Source organism: Haloferax sulfurifontis (assembly GCF_014635105.1).
In the GTDB taxonomy this organism is placed as follows: Archaea; Halobacteriota; Halobacteria; order Halobacteriales; family Haloferacaceae; genus Haloferax; species Haloferax denitrificans.
In genome coordinates, this window is sequence record NZ_BMCI01000002.1 from 135,408 (window position 1) to 149,420 (window position 14,013).

14 protein-coding genes are annotated in these 14,013 nt (G+C 67.7%); 6 read left to right on the plus strand and 8 right to left on the minus strand.

The window, feature by feature from the left end:
- Positions 1 to 3: 3 nt before the first annotated feature.
- The 3 genes from IEV64_RS05105 (at position 4) to IEV64_RS05115 (ending at position 2,423) form a co-directional block, all read left to right on the plus strand.
- Positions 4 to 423 (plus strand): NUDIX hydrolase, encoded by a 420-nt coding sequence (locus IEV64_RS05105; RefSeq protein WP_188423352.1) that lies wholly within the window; start codon positions 4 to 6, stop codon positions 421 to 423.
- A gap of 408 nt (positions 424 to 831) precedes the next feature.
- Positions 832 to 1,914 (plus strand): sulfite exporter TauE/SafE family protein, encoded by a 1,083-nt coding sequence (locus IEV64_RS05110; protein ID WP_188423353.1) that lies wholly within the window; start codon positions 832 to 834, stop codon positions 1,912 to 1,914.
- A 68-nt stretch (positions 1,915 to 1,982) separates the two neighbouring features.
- On the plus strand, positions 1,983 to 2,423 hold the full coding sequence (locus tag IEV64_RS05115) for a universal stress protein (RefSeq protein WP_188423354.1): 441 nt from the start codon (positions 1,983 to 1,985) through the stop codon (positions 2,421 to 2,423).
- Between the two features lie 19 nt (positions 2,424 to 2,442).
- Here IEV64_RS05115 and IEV64_RS05120 read toward each other — a convergent pair whose 3' ends face one another.
- Together IEV64_RS05120 and IEV64_RS05125 are read right to left on the minus strand one after the other, a co-directional pair.
- Positions 2,443 to 2,937: an acyl-CoA thioesterase gene (locus tag IEV64_RS05120; protein ID WP_004968772.1), complete on the minus strand. Its 495-nt coding sequence runs from the start codon at positions 2,935 to 2,937 to the stop codon at positions 2,443 to 2,445.
- 446 nt (positions 2,938 to 3,383) lie between these two features.
- The gene (locus IEV64_RS05125; RefSeq protein ID WP_007275812.1) at positions 3,384 to 4,586 is read right to left on the minus strand and encodes an SPFH domain-containing protein; all 1,203 of its coding nucleotides are present in this window, start codon (positions 4,584 to 4,586) and stop codon (positions 3,384 to 3,386) included.
- A gap of 92 nt (positions 4,587 to 4,678) precedes the next feature.
- On the opposite strand from IEV64_RS05125, the gene IEV64_RS05130 reads away from it, so the two are divergent.
- Positions 4,679 to 4,873 carry a DUF7554 family protein gene (locus tag IEV64_RS05130; protein ID WP_004045037.1) on the plus strand — a complete coding sequence of 65 codons (195 nt, stop codon included), beginning with the start codon at positions 4,679 to 4,681 and terminating at the stop codon, positions 4,871 to 4,873.
- 55 nt (positions 4,874 to 4,928) lie between these two features.
- On the plus strand, positions 4,929 to 5,426 hold the full coding sequence (locus tag IEV64_RS05135; protein ID WP_188423355.1) for a 2'-5' RNA ligase family protein: 498 nt from the start codon (positions 4,929 to 4,931) through the stop codon (positions 5,424 to 5,426).
- A 51-nt stretch (positions 5,427 to 5,477) separates the two neighbouring features.
- On the opposite strand, the gene IEV64_RS05140 is transcribed toward IEV64_RS05135, so the two are convergent.
- Positions 5,478 to 6,854 carry a cytochrome P450 gene (locus tag IEV64_RS05140; protein ID WP_188423356.1) on the minus strand — a complete coding sequence of 459 codons (1,377 nt, stop codon included), beginning with the start codon at positions 6,852 to 6,854 and terminating at the stop codon, positions 5,478 to 5,480.
- A gap of 78 nt (positions 6,855 to 6,932) precedes the next feature.
- Entirely contained in the window at positions 6,933 to 9,137 is a 2,205-nt protein-coding gene (locus IEV64_RS05145) for an ATP-dependent DNA helicase (protein WP_188423357.1), read from the minus strand.
- Positions 9,138 to 9,287: 150 nt separating this feature from the next.
- Between IEV64_RS05145 and IEV64_RS05150 the strand changes: the two genes are divergently transcribed.
- Entirely contained in the window at positions 9,288 to 9,752 is a 465-nt protein-coding gene (locus tag IEV64_RS05150; RefSeq protein ID WP_049920623.1) for an ester cyclase, read from the plus strand.
- 13 nt (positions 9,753 to 9,765) lie between these two features.
- Here IEV64_RS05150 and argF read toward each other — a convergent pair whose 3' ends face one another.
- The 4 genes from argF to IEV64_RS05170 all read right to left on the minus strand — a co-directional run bounded on the left by argF (position 9,766) and on the right by IEV64_RS05170 (position 13,963).
- The gene (gene argF, locus IEV64_RS05155; RefSeq protein ID WP_188423358.1) at positions 9,766 to 10,665 is read right to left on the minus strand and encodes an ornithine carbamoyltransferase; all 900 of its coding nucleotides are present in this window, start codon (positions 10,663 to 10,665) and stop codon (positions 9,766 to 9,768) included.
- 93 nt (positions 10,666 to 10,758) lie between these two features.
- Positions 10,759 to 11,901 carry a [LysW]-lysine hydrolase gene (locus IEV64_RS05160; RefSeq protein WP_188423359.1) on the minus strand — a complete coding sequence of 381 codons (1,143 nt, stop codon included), beginning with the start codon at positions 11,899 to 11,901 and terminating at the stop codon, positions 10,759 to 10,761.
- Positions 11,898 to 13,034 carry an aspartate aminotransferase family protein gene (locus tag IEV64_RS05165; protein ID WP_188423360.1) on the minus strand — a complete coding sequence of 379 codons (1,137 nt, stop codon included), beginning with the start codon at positions 13,032 to 13,034 and terminating at the stop codon, positions 11,898 to 11,900. Before IEV64_RS05165 ends, IEV64_RS05160 begins: the two co-directional genes overlap by 4 nt.
- A complete protein-coding gene (locus IEV64_RS05170) occupies positions 13,031 to 13,963 on the minus strand; it encodes an acetylglutamate/acetylaminoadipate kinase (RefSeq protein WP_188423361.1) in 933 nt (310 codons plus the stop codon). Before IEV64_RS05170 ends, IEV64_RS05165 begins: the two co-directional genes overlap by 4 nt.
- Between the last annotated feature and the right edge of the window lie 50 nt (positions 13,964 to 14,013).

Below are 14,013 nucleotides of genomic sequence, written 5' to 3' on the forward strand. Positions count from 1 at the left end.
GCCGTGTCTCGACCCCCAACGCTGACGTTCGCGGCCGGCGGGCTTCTCCACCGCGACGACGGCCGACTCTGTCTGGTCCACCGGCCGCGCTACGGCGACTGGTCGCTCCCGAAGGGAAAGCTCGAACCCGGCGAGACGCTGGTCGAGACCGCCGTCAGAGAGGTCCGCGAGGAGACGCGCTGTGCGGTCGACTGCGGCGGCTTCGCCGGGCGCTACGAGTACCGCGTCCCCGACGACGCCGGGACACGGAGCGGCCCGAAGGGCGTGTTCCTCTGGCACATGCGCGTCGCCGACGAGCGCCCGTTCGAACCTGACGGCGAGGTCGACGCGCGCCGGTGGGTCACCCCCGCCGAAGCCCTCGACCGGCTGACGTACGAGACCGAACGGGCGCTGGTCAGACGGGCGTTCGAACTCAACGACTGAGCGCAGATTTTGGATAGAAACACATGTTACTGGTTTTTCGACGCGCGTCGGTGTGTGGACCGTACCCAAAATGCCGGGGAGACACCAAGACTTATTAGCCCATCCTCGCTATGCCCGTTCCACCGTGATCCGCACCTCGGCGGACGAGCCTGCAACCCACACCGTTCACCACGCCTACCCCAACGGAGGCATTACCTGAATGGTCCGCGGATTCGAGCACTCCGTGCTCGACAGTTCGGGCGACCACCGCACGCCGGTCCATCCGGTGTGCGACGCGGTCGCATCCTCGGGAGATGGTGAACACGCGCGGGTCGGTGCCGCTGGTGACTCGGCAAACGGGCTGTTTTCGACGCGTCACTCCACGCGAGTGCACGCGGACGCTACTGCGTACTGACAACAACGAGAACCATGAGCTCTCAGTCTCTCAGTCACGTCCAGAAGTCGTTCCTGAAGTACCAACACATCCTCGTGTTCATCGCTCCCCTGTTGTTCCTCGCCTCGGTGTTGACCATGGCACCGACGCCGTCGGGTGCAGGCATGGAGTACTGGCTCCAGTACTGGTGGCTGTTCCCGGTGTTCCTCACCGGCGCGACCATCGTGAACACGGTCGGCATCAGCGGGTCGGCGCTCTTCGTCCCGTTCTTGATCTTCATCTTCCCCATCTTCGCGCACCCGCTCGACTCGTCGACGCTGGTGAAGGTGGGCCTCATCAGCGAGGCGTTCGGCCTCTCCAGTTCGGCCGTCGCCTTCATCCAGTACGGCCTCGTCGACCGTCGACTGGCGCTGACGCTCGTCGGCGGGTCGATTCCGTTCGTCATCGGCGGCGCGCTCCTGTCGTTCGTCATCCCCGACGTGGTGTTCCACGCACTGCTCGGCATCGCACTGCTCGCCGCGTCGTACCTGCTTTTCACCGCCGACCTCGGTCACGAGGACCACGGTTCGTCGGGCTCCGACCACGCCGCGGCCACCGACGGCGGCGTCTCCGCGAGCCTCCCCAACGACCCCGGTAAGCTCGGTCCCGCGGGCGTCAACACGGCCGACGACGGGACCGTCACCCGCGTCGACCGCGAGGGCGACGACTACACCTACACCCGCGGCGGCTACCTGCGCCGCTTCGCCAACTACAGCGTCGGCGGGATGTTCCAGGGTCTCGCCGGCTTCGGTATCGGCGAACTCGGCATCATCTCGATGCTCGGTACGAAAGTCCCCGTCCGCGTCGCCATCGGGACGAACCACATCGTGGTCGCGCTGACCGCCATCCTGGCGTCGCTCGTCCACGTCTTCGGCGGCGGCCTCGTCGGCGGCCACTCGCTGAGCCTCGCGACGACGCCGTGGAACATGGTCGTGTTCACCGTCCCCGCGACGGTCCTCGGCGGCCAAATCGCTCCCTACGTGTCGAACGCGCTGGAGACCAGCGTCATCAAGAACTTCGTCGGCGTCCTCTTCGCCGTCATCTCGGTCGCGCTGTTCCTGATGGCGCTGGGTATCTAACGACTCGGACCCGTCCGAACCACCTCGCTGGCACCACTTTCACAGTCCCCGATTCTGAACGTCCACCCATGTACGACCACATCCTGCTTCCGACCGACGGCAGTGACGCGACCGACGCGACCATCGAGCACGCGGCGACCCTCGCGGAGACCTACGGCGCGACGGTCCACGTGCTGTCGGTGGCCGACTCGCGCAACCGCTTCGAATCGCCCTCGGCCGGCATCGCGCCGGACGTGTGGGAGAAGTCAGAACTCGAACGCGCCGAGTCAGCGGCCGACGCCGCAATCGAGGCGCTTCCCGACGGCATCGAGACCGAACGAACCGTCGTGGAGGGCGTCCCGCACTCGACTATCGTCGACTACGCCGCCGACACCGAGGTCGACCTCGTCGTGATGGCGACCCACGGCCGCACCGGCCTCGACCACTACCTCGTCGGCTCCGTCACGGAGCGCGTCGTCCGGCAGTCGGACGCGCCGGTGTTGACCGTCCGCGCGGCGGACGAAGAATAAGACCCGCGAGCGGGCCGCCCTACTCGAACTCTTCCGCCAGCGCGGCGCGGTGCTCGCGGCGCTTCTGGAGCGCCGAGTCGCGCAGTTCGCGCTCTTCTTGGGAGTCGCAGACGAGGTCCGGGACCGGAACCGGCTTCTCGTCGTCGTCGAGCGCGACGAAGGTGAAAAAGGAGGTGAGCGTCTCGCGGCGGTCGCCCTCGCTCGGGCGCTCGGCCGTCACGTCGACCTTGATGTCCATGCTGGTGCGACCGGTGTCGAAGACGTACGCCTCGACGGTCACCACGTCGCCCACGTCGATGGGCGCGAGGAAGTCCACGTGGTCCATCGACGCCGTGACCACCTGCCGCTCGGCGAAGCGCCGGCCGGCGATGGCCCCGCAGACGTCCATCCACTCCAAAATCCGTCCCCCGAGGGCGCGCCCGAGGTTGTTCGTGTCGTTGGGCATCAGAATCTCGCTCATCTCGGCGCGAGACGCCGACAGCGACCGCGTCCCGACCGACGACTGCTGTTGCATACCACACGGTCCGTGACGAGCGGGGTTAAATTATTCTACGTCGTAAAAAATAGAAATAAAGGCGATTAATCGCTCGGGTTGGGGGTTTAGCGGGTCGCTCGACGTTTCAACGACCTAGATGATTAATAGTGTTTATCCCGTTTAGTACGGTGTCTGCGCGAACCGCAGACCGGTGGTGGGACGCCGACACCCGTCTCTCGTCCGCGTTCGGGGGGACGTTCCCGAAGGTTCCGACTCTCGTTCGACCGGACGGGTGGGGAATCAGCCGCGACCCGAACTCGACGCACCGAGCGGTCTCCCGTCTCACGTCCGCCTCGCGCCTCGCCGAACCGCGACGGCCGGACGACGGGACCCACGTCGGTCGCCCCCGCAGACCGGCCACGACGCTGTACCGGCCCCGGTGCGCCGAACGGGTCACCGACTGATTCGCGTATCGGATTTTTCGCTCATTCGACGCGTTCAGTTTCGACGCCGCCGTCTTCGATTTCGATGTCGACCGCGTCCGCGGAGATATCGGCCGTCTCGATGCCGTCCAGCTCACCGAGTATCTCGCTGATGTCGTCGAGACCGAGGAGTTCGCGGGTCTCCTCGTCGAACGCCTTGCTTTCGAGGCCTGCGGCCTGCTGTATATCGGAACCGCTCAGCCCCTTCCCGTAGCGACCGAGAAGCGACGTGAGTTCCTGCGGCAGGACGTACGTCGTCGACGGTGAGGTGCCGATGTTCGCCAGCGTCTCCATGCCCTTGTCGATGATGGCGCGCTCGCCCATCGACTCCGCCGCGCGGGCCCGAAGCACCGTCGAGATGGCGTCACCCTGCGCTTCGAGAATCTGGGACTGCTTTTCGCCCTGCGCGCGGATGATGTTCGACTGCTTGTCACCCTGAGCTTTCTCGACGGCGGAGCGACGCTTGCCCTGTGCTTCGAGAATCATGGCGCGGCGGCGGCGCTCGGCGGAGGTCTGCTGTTCCATCGCGTTCTCGACGTCCTTCGAGGGCTTCACCTCGCGGACCTCGACGGACTCCACGCGGACGCCCCACTCGTCGGTCGGCTCGTCGAGTTCCCGGCGGATGCGCGCGTTGATGTGGTCGCGTCGCGCCAGTGTGTCGTCGAGTTCCATGTCGCCGAGGGCGGCCCGGAGCGTCGTCTGTGCGAGCAACGAGACGGCCCGGCGGTAGTTGTCGACCTGCAGGAAGGCGCGTTCGGGGTCCATCACGCGGATGTAGACGACGGCGTCGGCCGTGACCGGCGAGTTGTCTTCCGTGATGGCCTCTTGGGAGGGCACGTCCAGCGTCTGGGTCCGCATGTCGAAGCGGTAGGTCTTCGAGACGAACGGCGGGACGACGTTCAGCCCCGGTTCGAGGATGCCCTTGTAGTCGCCGAACACCGTCAGCGTCCGCTTTTCGTACGCCTGCACGATTTCGACCGCGTCGTACACCGCGGCGACGGCGAGCGCGAGGGCGACGTAGCCCGCGAGCGTCAGCGGCGTGACGGGGAAGACGACGACGGCGAGGCCGAAGACGACCACCGCGACCGCGAGGGGACCGAGCCACCGCGGGATTCGGCCGGGCTCGCTGTCGACCCGCGCCGCGCCCGACGAGGACGACGACGAGGACGCCGAGAGCTTCCCGAGTTGGTAGAACAGGCTGTCCATGGTGGAGAGTGACACCGAGGCGGAATAAAGCTACCCGGCTGTTCCCCCACCCGGCCACCAGCTATTTGTCCGCGAACGCCCCACGGCCCCGTATGCGAACGAACCGCGGCCGAATCGACGTGGAGGACCTGCTGAAAATCATCCTCCTGCTCGTCCTCGTCTGGCTCGTCCTCGAAATCATCGGCGAGGTGCTCGGGCTGTTCGGTGCGTTGCTCGGCCCGCTCCAGCCGCTTTTGGGCCTCGTCGTCGCGGCGCTCATCGTCCTCTGGCTCCTCGACCGAATCTAACCGCCCTCCGCGGCGACGACGATACGCCTTTGTGTCTCTCGCGTGAGACACGGGCGTGTACAGTCTGAACGTCCCGGTTCCGGGGCGGGTCGCCCGCCTCGCGTCCGACCTGTTTCCGTACCTCGCCTCGTTCGACCGGGTTCGCGACCGGCACACGCTCGTCTGTAAGCGGTTCGAAGACGCCGAGTTCGACCGCCTGCGCGAACAGTTGCGGCACGCGCTCGCCGGCCAGCCGGCGTTCGAGGCCCGCGTGACCGACATCCGGTTCTTCGAGGACCCGCCGCGCGGGGCCGCGCCGGTCGTCTACCTCGCGGTCGAGAGCCCCGGCCTCCTCGACCTGCACCGCGCGCTCGCCGACGAGTTCGGCGCTATCGAGGGTATCGAGGGCGACGACTACGTCCCGCACGTCACGCTCGCCCGCGGCGGGAGCGTCGCCGACGCCCGCGCGGTCGCAAGCCAGCCGCTCGACCCCATCGAGTGGACCGTCTCACAGCTCGACGTCTACGACTCGTCGTTCCGCGAGACCGCCGCCTCGATTTCGCTCCCTGCCTGACCGCGAGCCCCCGACTCCCAGCGACGGCGCGTCGAGCCGCCGGTCCGCGCGTCAGTCGCGCGCCCGGAGCCGCATCCCCATCGGCTCTTCGGGGTGCATCGTCAGCGACCCGCGGAGCGAAAACGGCTCGTCGCGCACGTAGTCGAGTTCGTACCGCTGGGCGACGGTGCCGAGGATGAGCCGCCCTTCGAGGAGCGAGAGGTGTTTGCCGATGCAGTGGCGCGGTCCCCCGCCGAACGGGAAGTACGCGAAGCGCGGGCGGTCGCCGGTCCGCTCGGGCGCCCAGCGGTCCGGGTCGAACGAAAGCGGGTCGTCCCACCACCGCTCCGAGCGGTGGACGACCCACTGCGGGAGCATGATGGCCGACCCCGCGGGGACGCGGTAACCGCCGAGGCGAACGTCCACCTTCGGCTCGCGGAACATCACGTACACCGGCGGGTACAGCCGCATCGCCTCGTTCAGCACGCGCTCGGTGTACTCCAGTTCTCGCACGTCCTCGAACGTCGGCGTCCGCCCGTCGAGCACCTCGTCCAGTTCGCGGTGGAGTTTCGCCTCCGCCTCGGGGTGTTGCGAGAGCAGATACCACGCGTACGTCAGCGTCAGCGCCGTCGTGTCGTGGCCCGCGAGGAGCATCGTCATCAGCTCGTCGCGGAGGTTCTTCTCCGTCTGTTCGCCCTCGTCGTAGGCGCGGAGCAGAATCGAAAGCAGGTCCATCGGCCCCTCCTCGCCCGTCGTGCCGCCCGACACCGACGACGCCGGCGTCTCGCCGTACTCGGTCCCGCGGCGCTCCTCGACGATGTCCCAGACGAGCGATTCGAGTTCCGACAGCGCCTCCTTGTACTGGCGGTTCTCCCGCGTCGGCGCCCAGTCGGGCGTCAGGAACCGAAGCGGGTCGGGTTCGAACCGCGCGCCGAGCGGTTCGAGGTTCTCCTGTACCCGCCGGACGCGCTCGTCGTCGAGGTCGGTGCCGAACATGGCGTCGACGATTATCTCGACGGTCAGCCGCGCCATCTCCAACTGCACGTCGACCACGTCGCCGTCGCCCCACGACGACAGCATCGACGCCGTCCGGTCGGTCATCATACCGGCCATCGTCGAGATTCGCCGCACGTCGAACGCCGGCTGGGCGAGGCGGCGCTGTTTCTTCCACGTCGCCCCCTCGCTCATCAGCAGGCCGTCGCCCAGCAGGTCGCCGATGGCTCTGTCTTGGAACTGCGGCTTTCTGAACTTCGACGCCTCGCTCACGAGCACCGTCTCGACGTCCGCCGGGTTCGTGAGCATGTACGTGTCGAGCGGGCCGAGGTCGAAGTGGACCACGTCGCCGTAGGCGTCCGCGACGGCCGTCAGGAACGTGAACGGGTCGCGGGCGTACTGTCTGCTCGCGCCGAACAGCGGGAGGCCCTTCGGTCCGGGAGGGGTCGAACTCATCACCCTGTGTTGGTTCGAACAGGTAAGAATCGCACGGCGGTCGCCGTCGCTGTCGCTCCGACTGCGAGCGCGACGCGCTCAGGGCCGCGGCGGGTCGCCGTCGTAGGCGTCGCGGTCGGCGTAGAAGTTCAGCATCGCGAACTTGAGTTTGTTCGGCGCGATGTCGACCATCTCGGCGCGCTCCTCGACCGGGAACGACCCGCGGACGCCGTACTTCCCCATGGAAGAACTCTCGCGGGTGTAGCGCTTGTCGGCCAGCACGCGGACGCCGAAGTCGTCGGGCGCGCGGATGACCCGCCCGAGCGCCTGTCTGGTCTTCCGAATCGTCGGAATCTCGACGGCGTAGCGCCAGCCGGCGTCCCTCTTGCCGCGGTAGGCGCGGTCGTAGGCGGCCTGTACCGCCTCCAGCCGCTCGGAGAGATGCGGGTAGGGCACGCCGACGACCACGACGGTTCGGGCGTCGTCGCCGTCGAAGCTCACGCCCTCGGCGAGCGTCCCCCACAGCGAGGTGAGAAGCACCGCGCCGTCCTTGCCGACGAACTCGCGGCGCAACTCCTCGGCGCGGACGCCCGGCTCGTCCAAAAACAGCTCCGCGTCGACGTCCGGATTCGTCCGCAGGCGCTCGTGGTGGCGCTCCGCCTCGGCGTACGACGGGAAGAACACGAGCGTGTTGCCCGGCGTGAAGGCGGCCGCGTCAGCGAGCATCTCCTCGATGGTCTCCTGCGTGCCGGGGTCGTCGCGTTCGGAGGAGAACAGCGCGGGCAGTGAGACCGAGAACGTCCGGCGGTTCTCCTCGGGGTATTCGAGGCCGTAGGCCATCGTCACCGGGTTTTCGAGGCCGAGCGTGCCCTCCGTCACGTCGAACGGGCGGAGCGTCGCCGACATCAGGACGCTCGCGTGGACCTCCTCGAACAGCTCTCTGGTGACCTCTCGCGGGATGCAGGTGTACAGCTCGGCGCGGCCGTAAATCTCGTCGGTGCCGCCGTCGCGGCGGACCGACAGCATCGGATGGCGACCGAGTTCCCCGCCCATCTCCGTCCAGTCGGCGATGAAGTTCGCCGCCTGAAGCGTCTGGCACTCCTTGCGCGTCGTCGCCTCGCCGTTCTTGTACGCGTCTTCGTACTGCTCGTCCAACTGCTTGCCCAACTGGAGGGCGAGTTCGACCTCCACGTCGATGCCGCGGCCCTCGTAGGACTGCAGGAACTCCATCGTCAGGTCGTCGCGGCGGCCCTGATTGGCGATAGAGAGGTCGTACCAGTTCTCGCCGACCTGCTCGCGCTCGCCGAAGCCGAACGCCTCCTCGTAGCTGTCGCGAAGCGCGTCGAGGAACGTCCCGATGACGTTGCGGGCGCTCTCGGCCCGCGAGTCGTCTTCGTCTTTCAGCTCGTTCATCGCGCTTTCGAGCGTGTTCTCGGTGAGCGCGCGACTCGCGTGGTCGCGGGCGGCGCTCTCGATGTTGTGCGCCTCGTCGAACACCGTAATCACGTCGTCGGGGTCGCGGTCCAACCACCGGAAGAACTGCTCGCGTATCATCGGGTCGAGCAGGTGGTGGTAGTTGCAGACGACGAGGTCGATGCCCTCCATGCCCTCCTTGAGCAGTTCGTAGCCGCAGAGGTTCTGCTTTCCCGCGTACTCGAAAATCTCGTCGGGCGTCCGCACGTCGTCGAACAGCCACTGGAAGAACTCGTCCGTGTTCCGCGTGAGGTTGTTGTAGTAGTGCTCGCAGTAGTTGCCCTCTTTCAACTCCTCCAGTTCGTCGTCGAGGGCGTCGAGTTCGTCCGTGACGGCGCTCCGCGCGTCGGCCGCTCCGGACTCGCCCTCGCGCATCCCGTCGAGGAGCGACTGCGCCTGCTCGGAGAGTTCGGCCTTGTCGGACTCCTTTTCGACGATGCTCCGGGTCGTATCTCGGAGGGTCTGGCACTCCTGAAAGCCCACGTCGATGTGGCACATCGAGGACTTCCCGCGGAACACCACCGCGCGGATGGCCTCCTCTCTGGTGATGGCGCGGGCGTCCTCGACGAACTGGCGCATCTGCTGGTGGACGTTGGTCGTGATGACGACCGTCTTGTCGTGCTCGCGGGCGTACGAGAGCGCGGGCACGAGCGCGGAGATGGTCTTCCCGGTCCCGGTCGCCCCTTCGAGGAGGACGTTCCGCTCGTCGTCGAGCGCGTCGGCGATGCCGGCCATCGCCGCCTCCTGATTTGGGTACGGCTCGTCGTACGGGAAGAACCGCCACGCGCCGTCCGCGTCGCCGTCGTCGGGTGCGCCGTTGGCGTGGGCCACGAGAGAATCTCGGCCGCCATCCGATTAAAAGGCTCGGAGCACCCACCCCGCCTTTTTCTCGGCGGCGACCGGCCGACAGACAAGACTCACAGAAACAACTAACAAATGTTCTATGCTTCGTCCGGACGTACTCACACCGGGTGAACCGAGATGGACCCGATACCGACAGCCGAGATGAAAGCGACGGTTCGGCACGTCGAAGAGGCGGTGTGGAACGGCCGTGACCCGGCGGCCTTCGACGAACTGGCGACCGACGACTTCGTCATGCACGACCCGATGGGCGACCGCGGCGTCGACGGCGCGCGCGAGATGGTTCAGGCGGTCCTCGACGGGACGCCGGACCTCGAATTCACCGTCGACGACCTGTTCGCCGCCGGCGACCGGGTCGCCGTCCGCTACACGCTCGAAGGGACGAACGAAGCGCCGTCGTACCTCACCGCGGAACCGACCGGGAACCACTGGCAGTCGAGCGGTATCACTATCTACCGCTTCGAGGGCGACAGAATCGCGGAACAGTGGGACGCCTTCGACTACTTCGGGACGATGCGGCAACTCGGGCTGATTCCGTCCGAGGCGGAGACGGACGCCGAAGGCAGTGCGGGCGCGCCGGCGTAAGCGGCGGACTCGCTTATTCTTCGAGCAGTTCGACGATGAGGCCCTTCTGGGCGTGCAGGCGGTTCTCCGCCTGGTCCCAGACGAGCGAGCGCTCGCCTTCGAGCACGTCGCCGGTAATCTCCTCGCCGCGGTGGGCCGGCAGGCAGTGCATGACCTTCGCGTCGGTCCCCGAGAGCAACTCCTCGTTGAGCTGGAACCCCTCGAACGCCTGCAGTTTCTCGTGGCGCTGGTCCTCTTGACCCATCGAAATCCACACGTCGGTGTAGACCACGTCCGCGTCCGAAACGGCTTCTTCGGGGTCGGTCGTAATCGTCGGTGCCGAGCCGAGTTCGTCCGCCTTTTCGAGCACGTCGTCGTCGACGCCGTACGCCGGCGGCGTCGCCACGGTGAGGTCGATGCCGGCCATCGCACAGCCGAGGACGAACGACTGGCCGACGTTGTTGCCGTCGCCGACCCACGCCGCGGACACCTCGTCGAAGTCGCCGACGTGCTCGCGGATGGTGAGCAGGTCGGCGAGCGTCTGACAGGGGTGGGCGTCGTCGGTCAGGCCGTTGATGACCGGCGCGTCGGAGTGCTCGGCGATTTCGAGCAGGTCCTCGTGTTCGAACAGACGGGCCATGATGGCGTCGCCGTAGCGACCCAGCACGCGCGCGGTGTCCGAAAGCGGCTCGCCGTGGCCGAGCTGGATGTCCTCCGGGCCGAGGAACAGCGCGTGGCCGCCCAGCTCGGTCATCCCCGTCTCGAAGGAGACACGCGTCCGGGTACTCGGCTTCTCGAAGAGCATCGCCAGCGTCGCTCGGGTGAGTTGCGTCTCGTCGTCGCCGGATTTGATGTCGGCGGCGCGGGTGAGAACGCGGTCTAACTCAGATGCGCTGATGTCGTCGATGTCGGTGAAGTGGGTGGTTTCGAGCATTGTGTCGTGTGTCGTGTCTCCGTGTCGCTTCGTCGGCTCGGGTGCGTGGTCGTCGTCTCCGGTTCGGTTCGTCTTCGGTCGTCGCCGCTCGCCTCAGTCGTCCGCCAGCCGCTCGCACACGTCGACGAGCACGTCGATGGCGCTGTCGAACTCGGCGAGGTCGAGGTGTTCGTTCGGGGCGTGGTCGAGGTCCGAGTCGCCGGGGCCGTAGGTCGCCATCGGGCAGTCCCACGTCCCGGCGAAGATGTTCATGTCGCTGGTCCCGGTCTTGCGGAGGAGCCGGGGCTTCACGCCGCCGACGTTGCGGATGGCGACGCGGAACGCCCGCGCCACGTCGGTGCGGGGGCTCATCATGACCGGCGGGATGGGTTTGTTCCAGTGGACGCCGCCGCGGGTGAGTTCGCTCTCCGCGACCTCGCGCACGTCGTCGATGGTGTACCGCGGCGGGACGCGGAACTGCACGTCCACCGTCGCCTCGACCGCGAGGCCGTCGTCGCTCGGGCCGCCGTCGAAGCGCACCGGCTTGGTCGTCACCGTGTCGAAGACGCCGTCGCGCTCCTCGTCGAAGAAGTCGGCCACGCGGGACCACCACGCGACCGCGGACTGGATGGCGTTCTCCTCGGGGCGCGAGGAGTGGCCCAGTTCGCTCGTCGAGATGTACGTCCCGGAGAGGAAGCCGCGGTAGCCGAGGGTGACGCCGTCCCAGCCCGAGGGTTCGCCGTTGACGACCGCGTCGGGCTCCTCGCGGTCCTCCACGAGGTGCCACGCGCCGCGCGAGGAGGTCTCCTCGCCGACGACGCCGACGAACGAGACGCCCGTCTCGACGGCCGCCGCGGCCATCGAGCAGAGCGGTCCGGTCGCGTCGACGCTCCCGCGACCCCAGAGGACGCCGTCTTCTATCTTCACCGGCACGCCGCCGGGGACGGTGTCGATGTGGGAGGTGAGAAGCACCGCGTCGTCGGCCGGCGCGCGGACGTTGCCGATCTCGTCTATCCACACCTCGCGGTCGTGCGCCTCGAAGAACGCCTTCAGCACCTCGGCGGCCGCCTCCTCCTCGCCCGACACCGAGGGCGTCGAGACCATGTCGTAGAGGAGGTGGCGCGCCTCGGCCCACTCGCCTTCGTCGAGGGCGTCGGTCCCGTCGTCGGAGACGGCGCTCGCGTCGGTCTCGGCGTCGGCCGCTCCCGCGTTCTCCACGTCTGCCTCGTCGTCTTCGCGTTCGATTTCGGCGTTCATGATAACACGTTCGTCATGGCGTCGACCGCGCGGTCGGCGTGTTCCTCCTCGATGACGAGCGGCGGCAGGAAGCGGACGACCGTCCGGCCCGCCGGGAGCGCGAGCAACTGCTCGGACAGCGCGAGGTGCTTCAGCGTGCGGTTCGCGCCGCGTTTGACCTCGACGCCGACCATGAGGCCGTCGCCGCGGACCTCGCGGACCGGCAGGTCGTGCTCCTCGACGGCGGCTTCGAGTTCCGTCGTGAGGTAGTCGCCCACCGCGGCCGCGTGGCCCGGCAGGTCTTCCTCGACGATTGTGTCGAGGGTGGCGTTCGCCGCCGCACAGACCACGGGACCGCCGGAGAACGTCGAGCCGTGGGAGGCCGCGCCGTCGGCAATCCAGTCGGCACACAGCGTCGCGCCGAGCGGGAGACCGTTGGCGATGCCCTTCGCGCTCGTGAGGATGTCGGGGACGACGCCGGCGTTCTCGCAGGCCCACAGCGACCCGGTGCGACCGATGCCGGTCTGAATCTCGTCGAAGACGAGCGCGGCACCCGCGTCCTCGGTCAGGTCGCGGGCGGTCTGGAGATACTCCGCCGTCGCGGGGTTGATGCCGCCTTCGCCCTGAATCGGCTCTAAGAACACGGCGGCCGTCTCGTCGTCGACGGCCTCGACGAGTTCCGCTTCGTCGCCGTAGCTGACGAACTCGACGCCGCCGGCGACCGGCTCGTAGGGCTTTTTGTACTTCTGTTTCCACGTCAGCGCGAGGCTCCCGAGGGTGCGGCCGTGGAAGGCGCGCTTCGTGGCGACGATTTTCTCGCGGCCGGTCGCCGAGCGGGCGAACTTCATCGCCGCCTCGTTGGCTTCGGTGCCGGAGTTACAGAGCCAGACGTTCGAGATGTCGCCGGGCGCGAGCGTCGCCAGCTTCTCGTACAGTTCGGTGCGGACCTCGACGGGGTACGACGCCTGCACGTAGGTCAGCTTCGCGGCCTGTTCCTGAATCGCCGAGGTGACCGCGGGGTGGGAGTGGCCGAGCGCCGCGACGGCGTAGCTCGCGCCGAAGTCGAGGTACTCGGTGCCGTCGTCCGAGTAGAGATACGGCCCCTCGCCGGACTCGATGGCGATGGGCTTCTCGTTGAAGACGAAGCCGCTCATTGTTCGGCCCCCTCGGTTTCGACCAGCGCGCCGGGCGTCACGTGCGTGCCGCCGTCGTTGAGCGCGGTCACGATGGGGTCGTTGAGGTTCGCGTCGGAGACGACGACCTCGGCGGCCCCGCCGTCGAGCGCCTCCTTCGCGGCCATGACCTTCTTGGTCATGAACCCTTCAGCGGCCGATTCGAGCGCCGAGAACCCCTCGGGCGTGTCGGCCGTCTCGATGAGCGTGGACTCGTCGTCGGGGTCGGCGTAGACGCCTTTCACGTCGGTGAGGACGACGAGTTTCGCGCCGAGCGCGCCCGCGACCGCGGCGGCGGCGCGGTCGGCGTCGGCGTTGACCGGCACGCCGTCGTCGGCGAGCATCGGAACGGTCACGATGGGCGTGTAGCCGCCGTCGAGGAGCGCTTCGAGGAGCGTCGCGTTCACCGAGGTAATCTTCCCGGAGTGGTCGCCGCGCTTGATCTTCTTCTTGCCGTCTTCGACGACGCGGACGGCCGACTTGCGCGGGCCGGTCAGGAGGCCGCCGTCGACGCCCGAGAGGCCGAGCGCGTCGACGCCCGCCTCGCGGAACAGCGCGGTCAGGTCCGTGTTGAGCTTTCCGGGCATCACCATCGAGAAGACCTCCATGGTGCGCTCGTCGGTGAAGCGGCCGGAGACGCCCGAGGGCGACTCGACGTAGGTCGGCTCCTCGCCGAGTTCTTCGAGCGTCTCGTCGACGGCGGTCGAGCCGCCGTGGACGACGACCACGTCGGTGCCGTTGGCGACGAGGTGGGCCACGTCGGAGACGGCTCCCTTCGGGTCGACGGCCTTCGCGCCGCCGATTTTGACGACGACCGGCGGCTCCTTGCCGCCATCGGTGAGTAGATTCGCTTCGTTGTCGACGAGCTGTTCGTGTGCCGCGAGCAGTTCCTCGCGTGTGTATCCTGTCATAGTCGAAATGGTGCGTAAATCGTGTGTCGGGGGCGAGTCCGTTCGGGGGC

Coding starts and splice junctions, on each gene's coding strand:
- IEV64_RS05130 (WP_004045037.1), top strand. CDS start 4,679: ATGCGAACGAACCGCGGCCGAATCGACGTGGAGGACCTGCTGAAAATC.
- IEV64_RS05150 (WP_049920623.1), top strand. CDS start 9,288: ATGGACCCGATACCGACAGCCGAGATGAAAGCGACGGTTCGGCACGTC.
- argF (WP_188423358.1), bottom strand. CDS start 10,665: ATGCTCGAAACCACCCACTTCACCGACATCGACGACATCAGCGCATCT.
- IEV64_RS05160 (WP_188423359.1), bottom strand. CDS start 11,901: ATGAACGCCGAAATCGAACGCGAAGACGACGAGGCAGACGTGGAGAAC.
- IEV64_RS05110 (WP_188423353.1), top strand. CDS start 832: ATGAGCTCTCAGTCTCTCAGTCACGTCCAGAAGTCGTTCCTGAAGTAC.
- IEV64_RS05115 (WP_188423354.1), top strand. CDS start 1,983: ATGTACGACCACATCCTGCTTCCGACCGACGGCAGTGACGCGACCGAC.
- IEV64_RS05140 (WP_188423356.1), bottom strand. CDS start 6,854: ATGAGTTCGACCCCTCCCGGACCGAAGGGCCTCCCGCTGTTCGGCGCG.
- IEV64_RS05165 (WP_188423360.1), bottom strand. CDS start 13,034: ATGAGCGGCTTCGTCTTCAACGAGAAGCCCATCGCCATCGAGTCCGGC.
- IEV64_RS05125 (WP_007275812.1), bottom strand. CDS start 4,586: ATGGACAGCCTGTTCTACCAACTCGGGAAGCTCTCGGCGTCCTCGTCG.
- IEV64_RS05170 (WP_188423361.1), bottom strand. CDS start 13,963: ATGACAGGATACACACGCGAGGAACTGCTCGCGGCACACGAACAGCTC.
- IEV64_RS05120 (WP_004968772.1), bottom strand. CDS start 2,937: ATGCAACAGCAGTCGTCGGTCGGGACGCGGTCGCTGTCGGCGTCTCGC.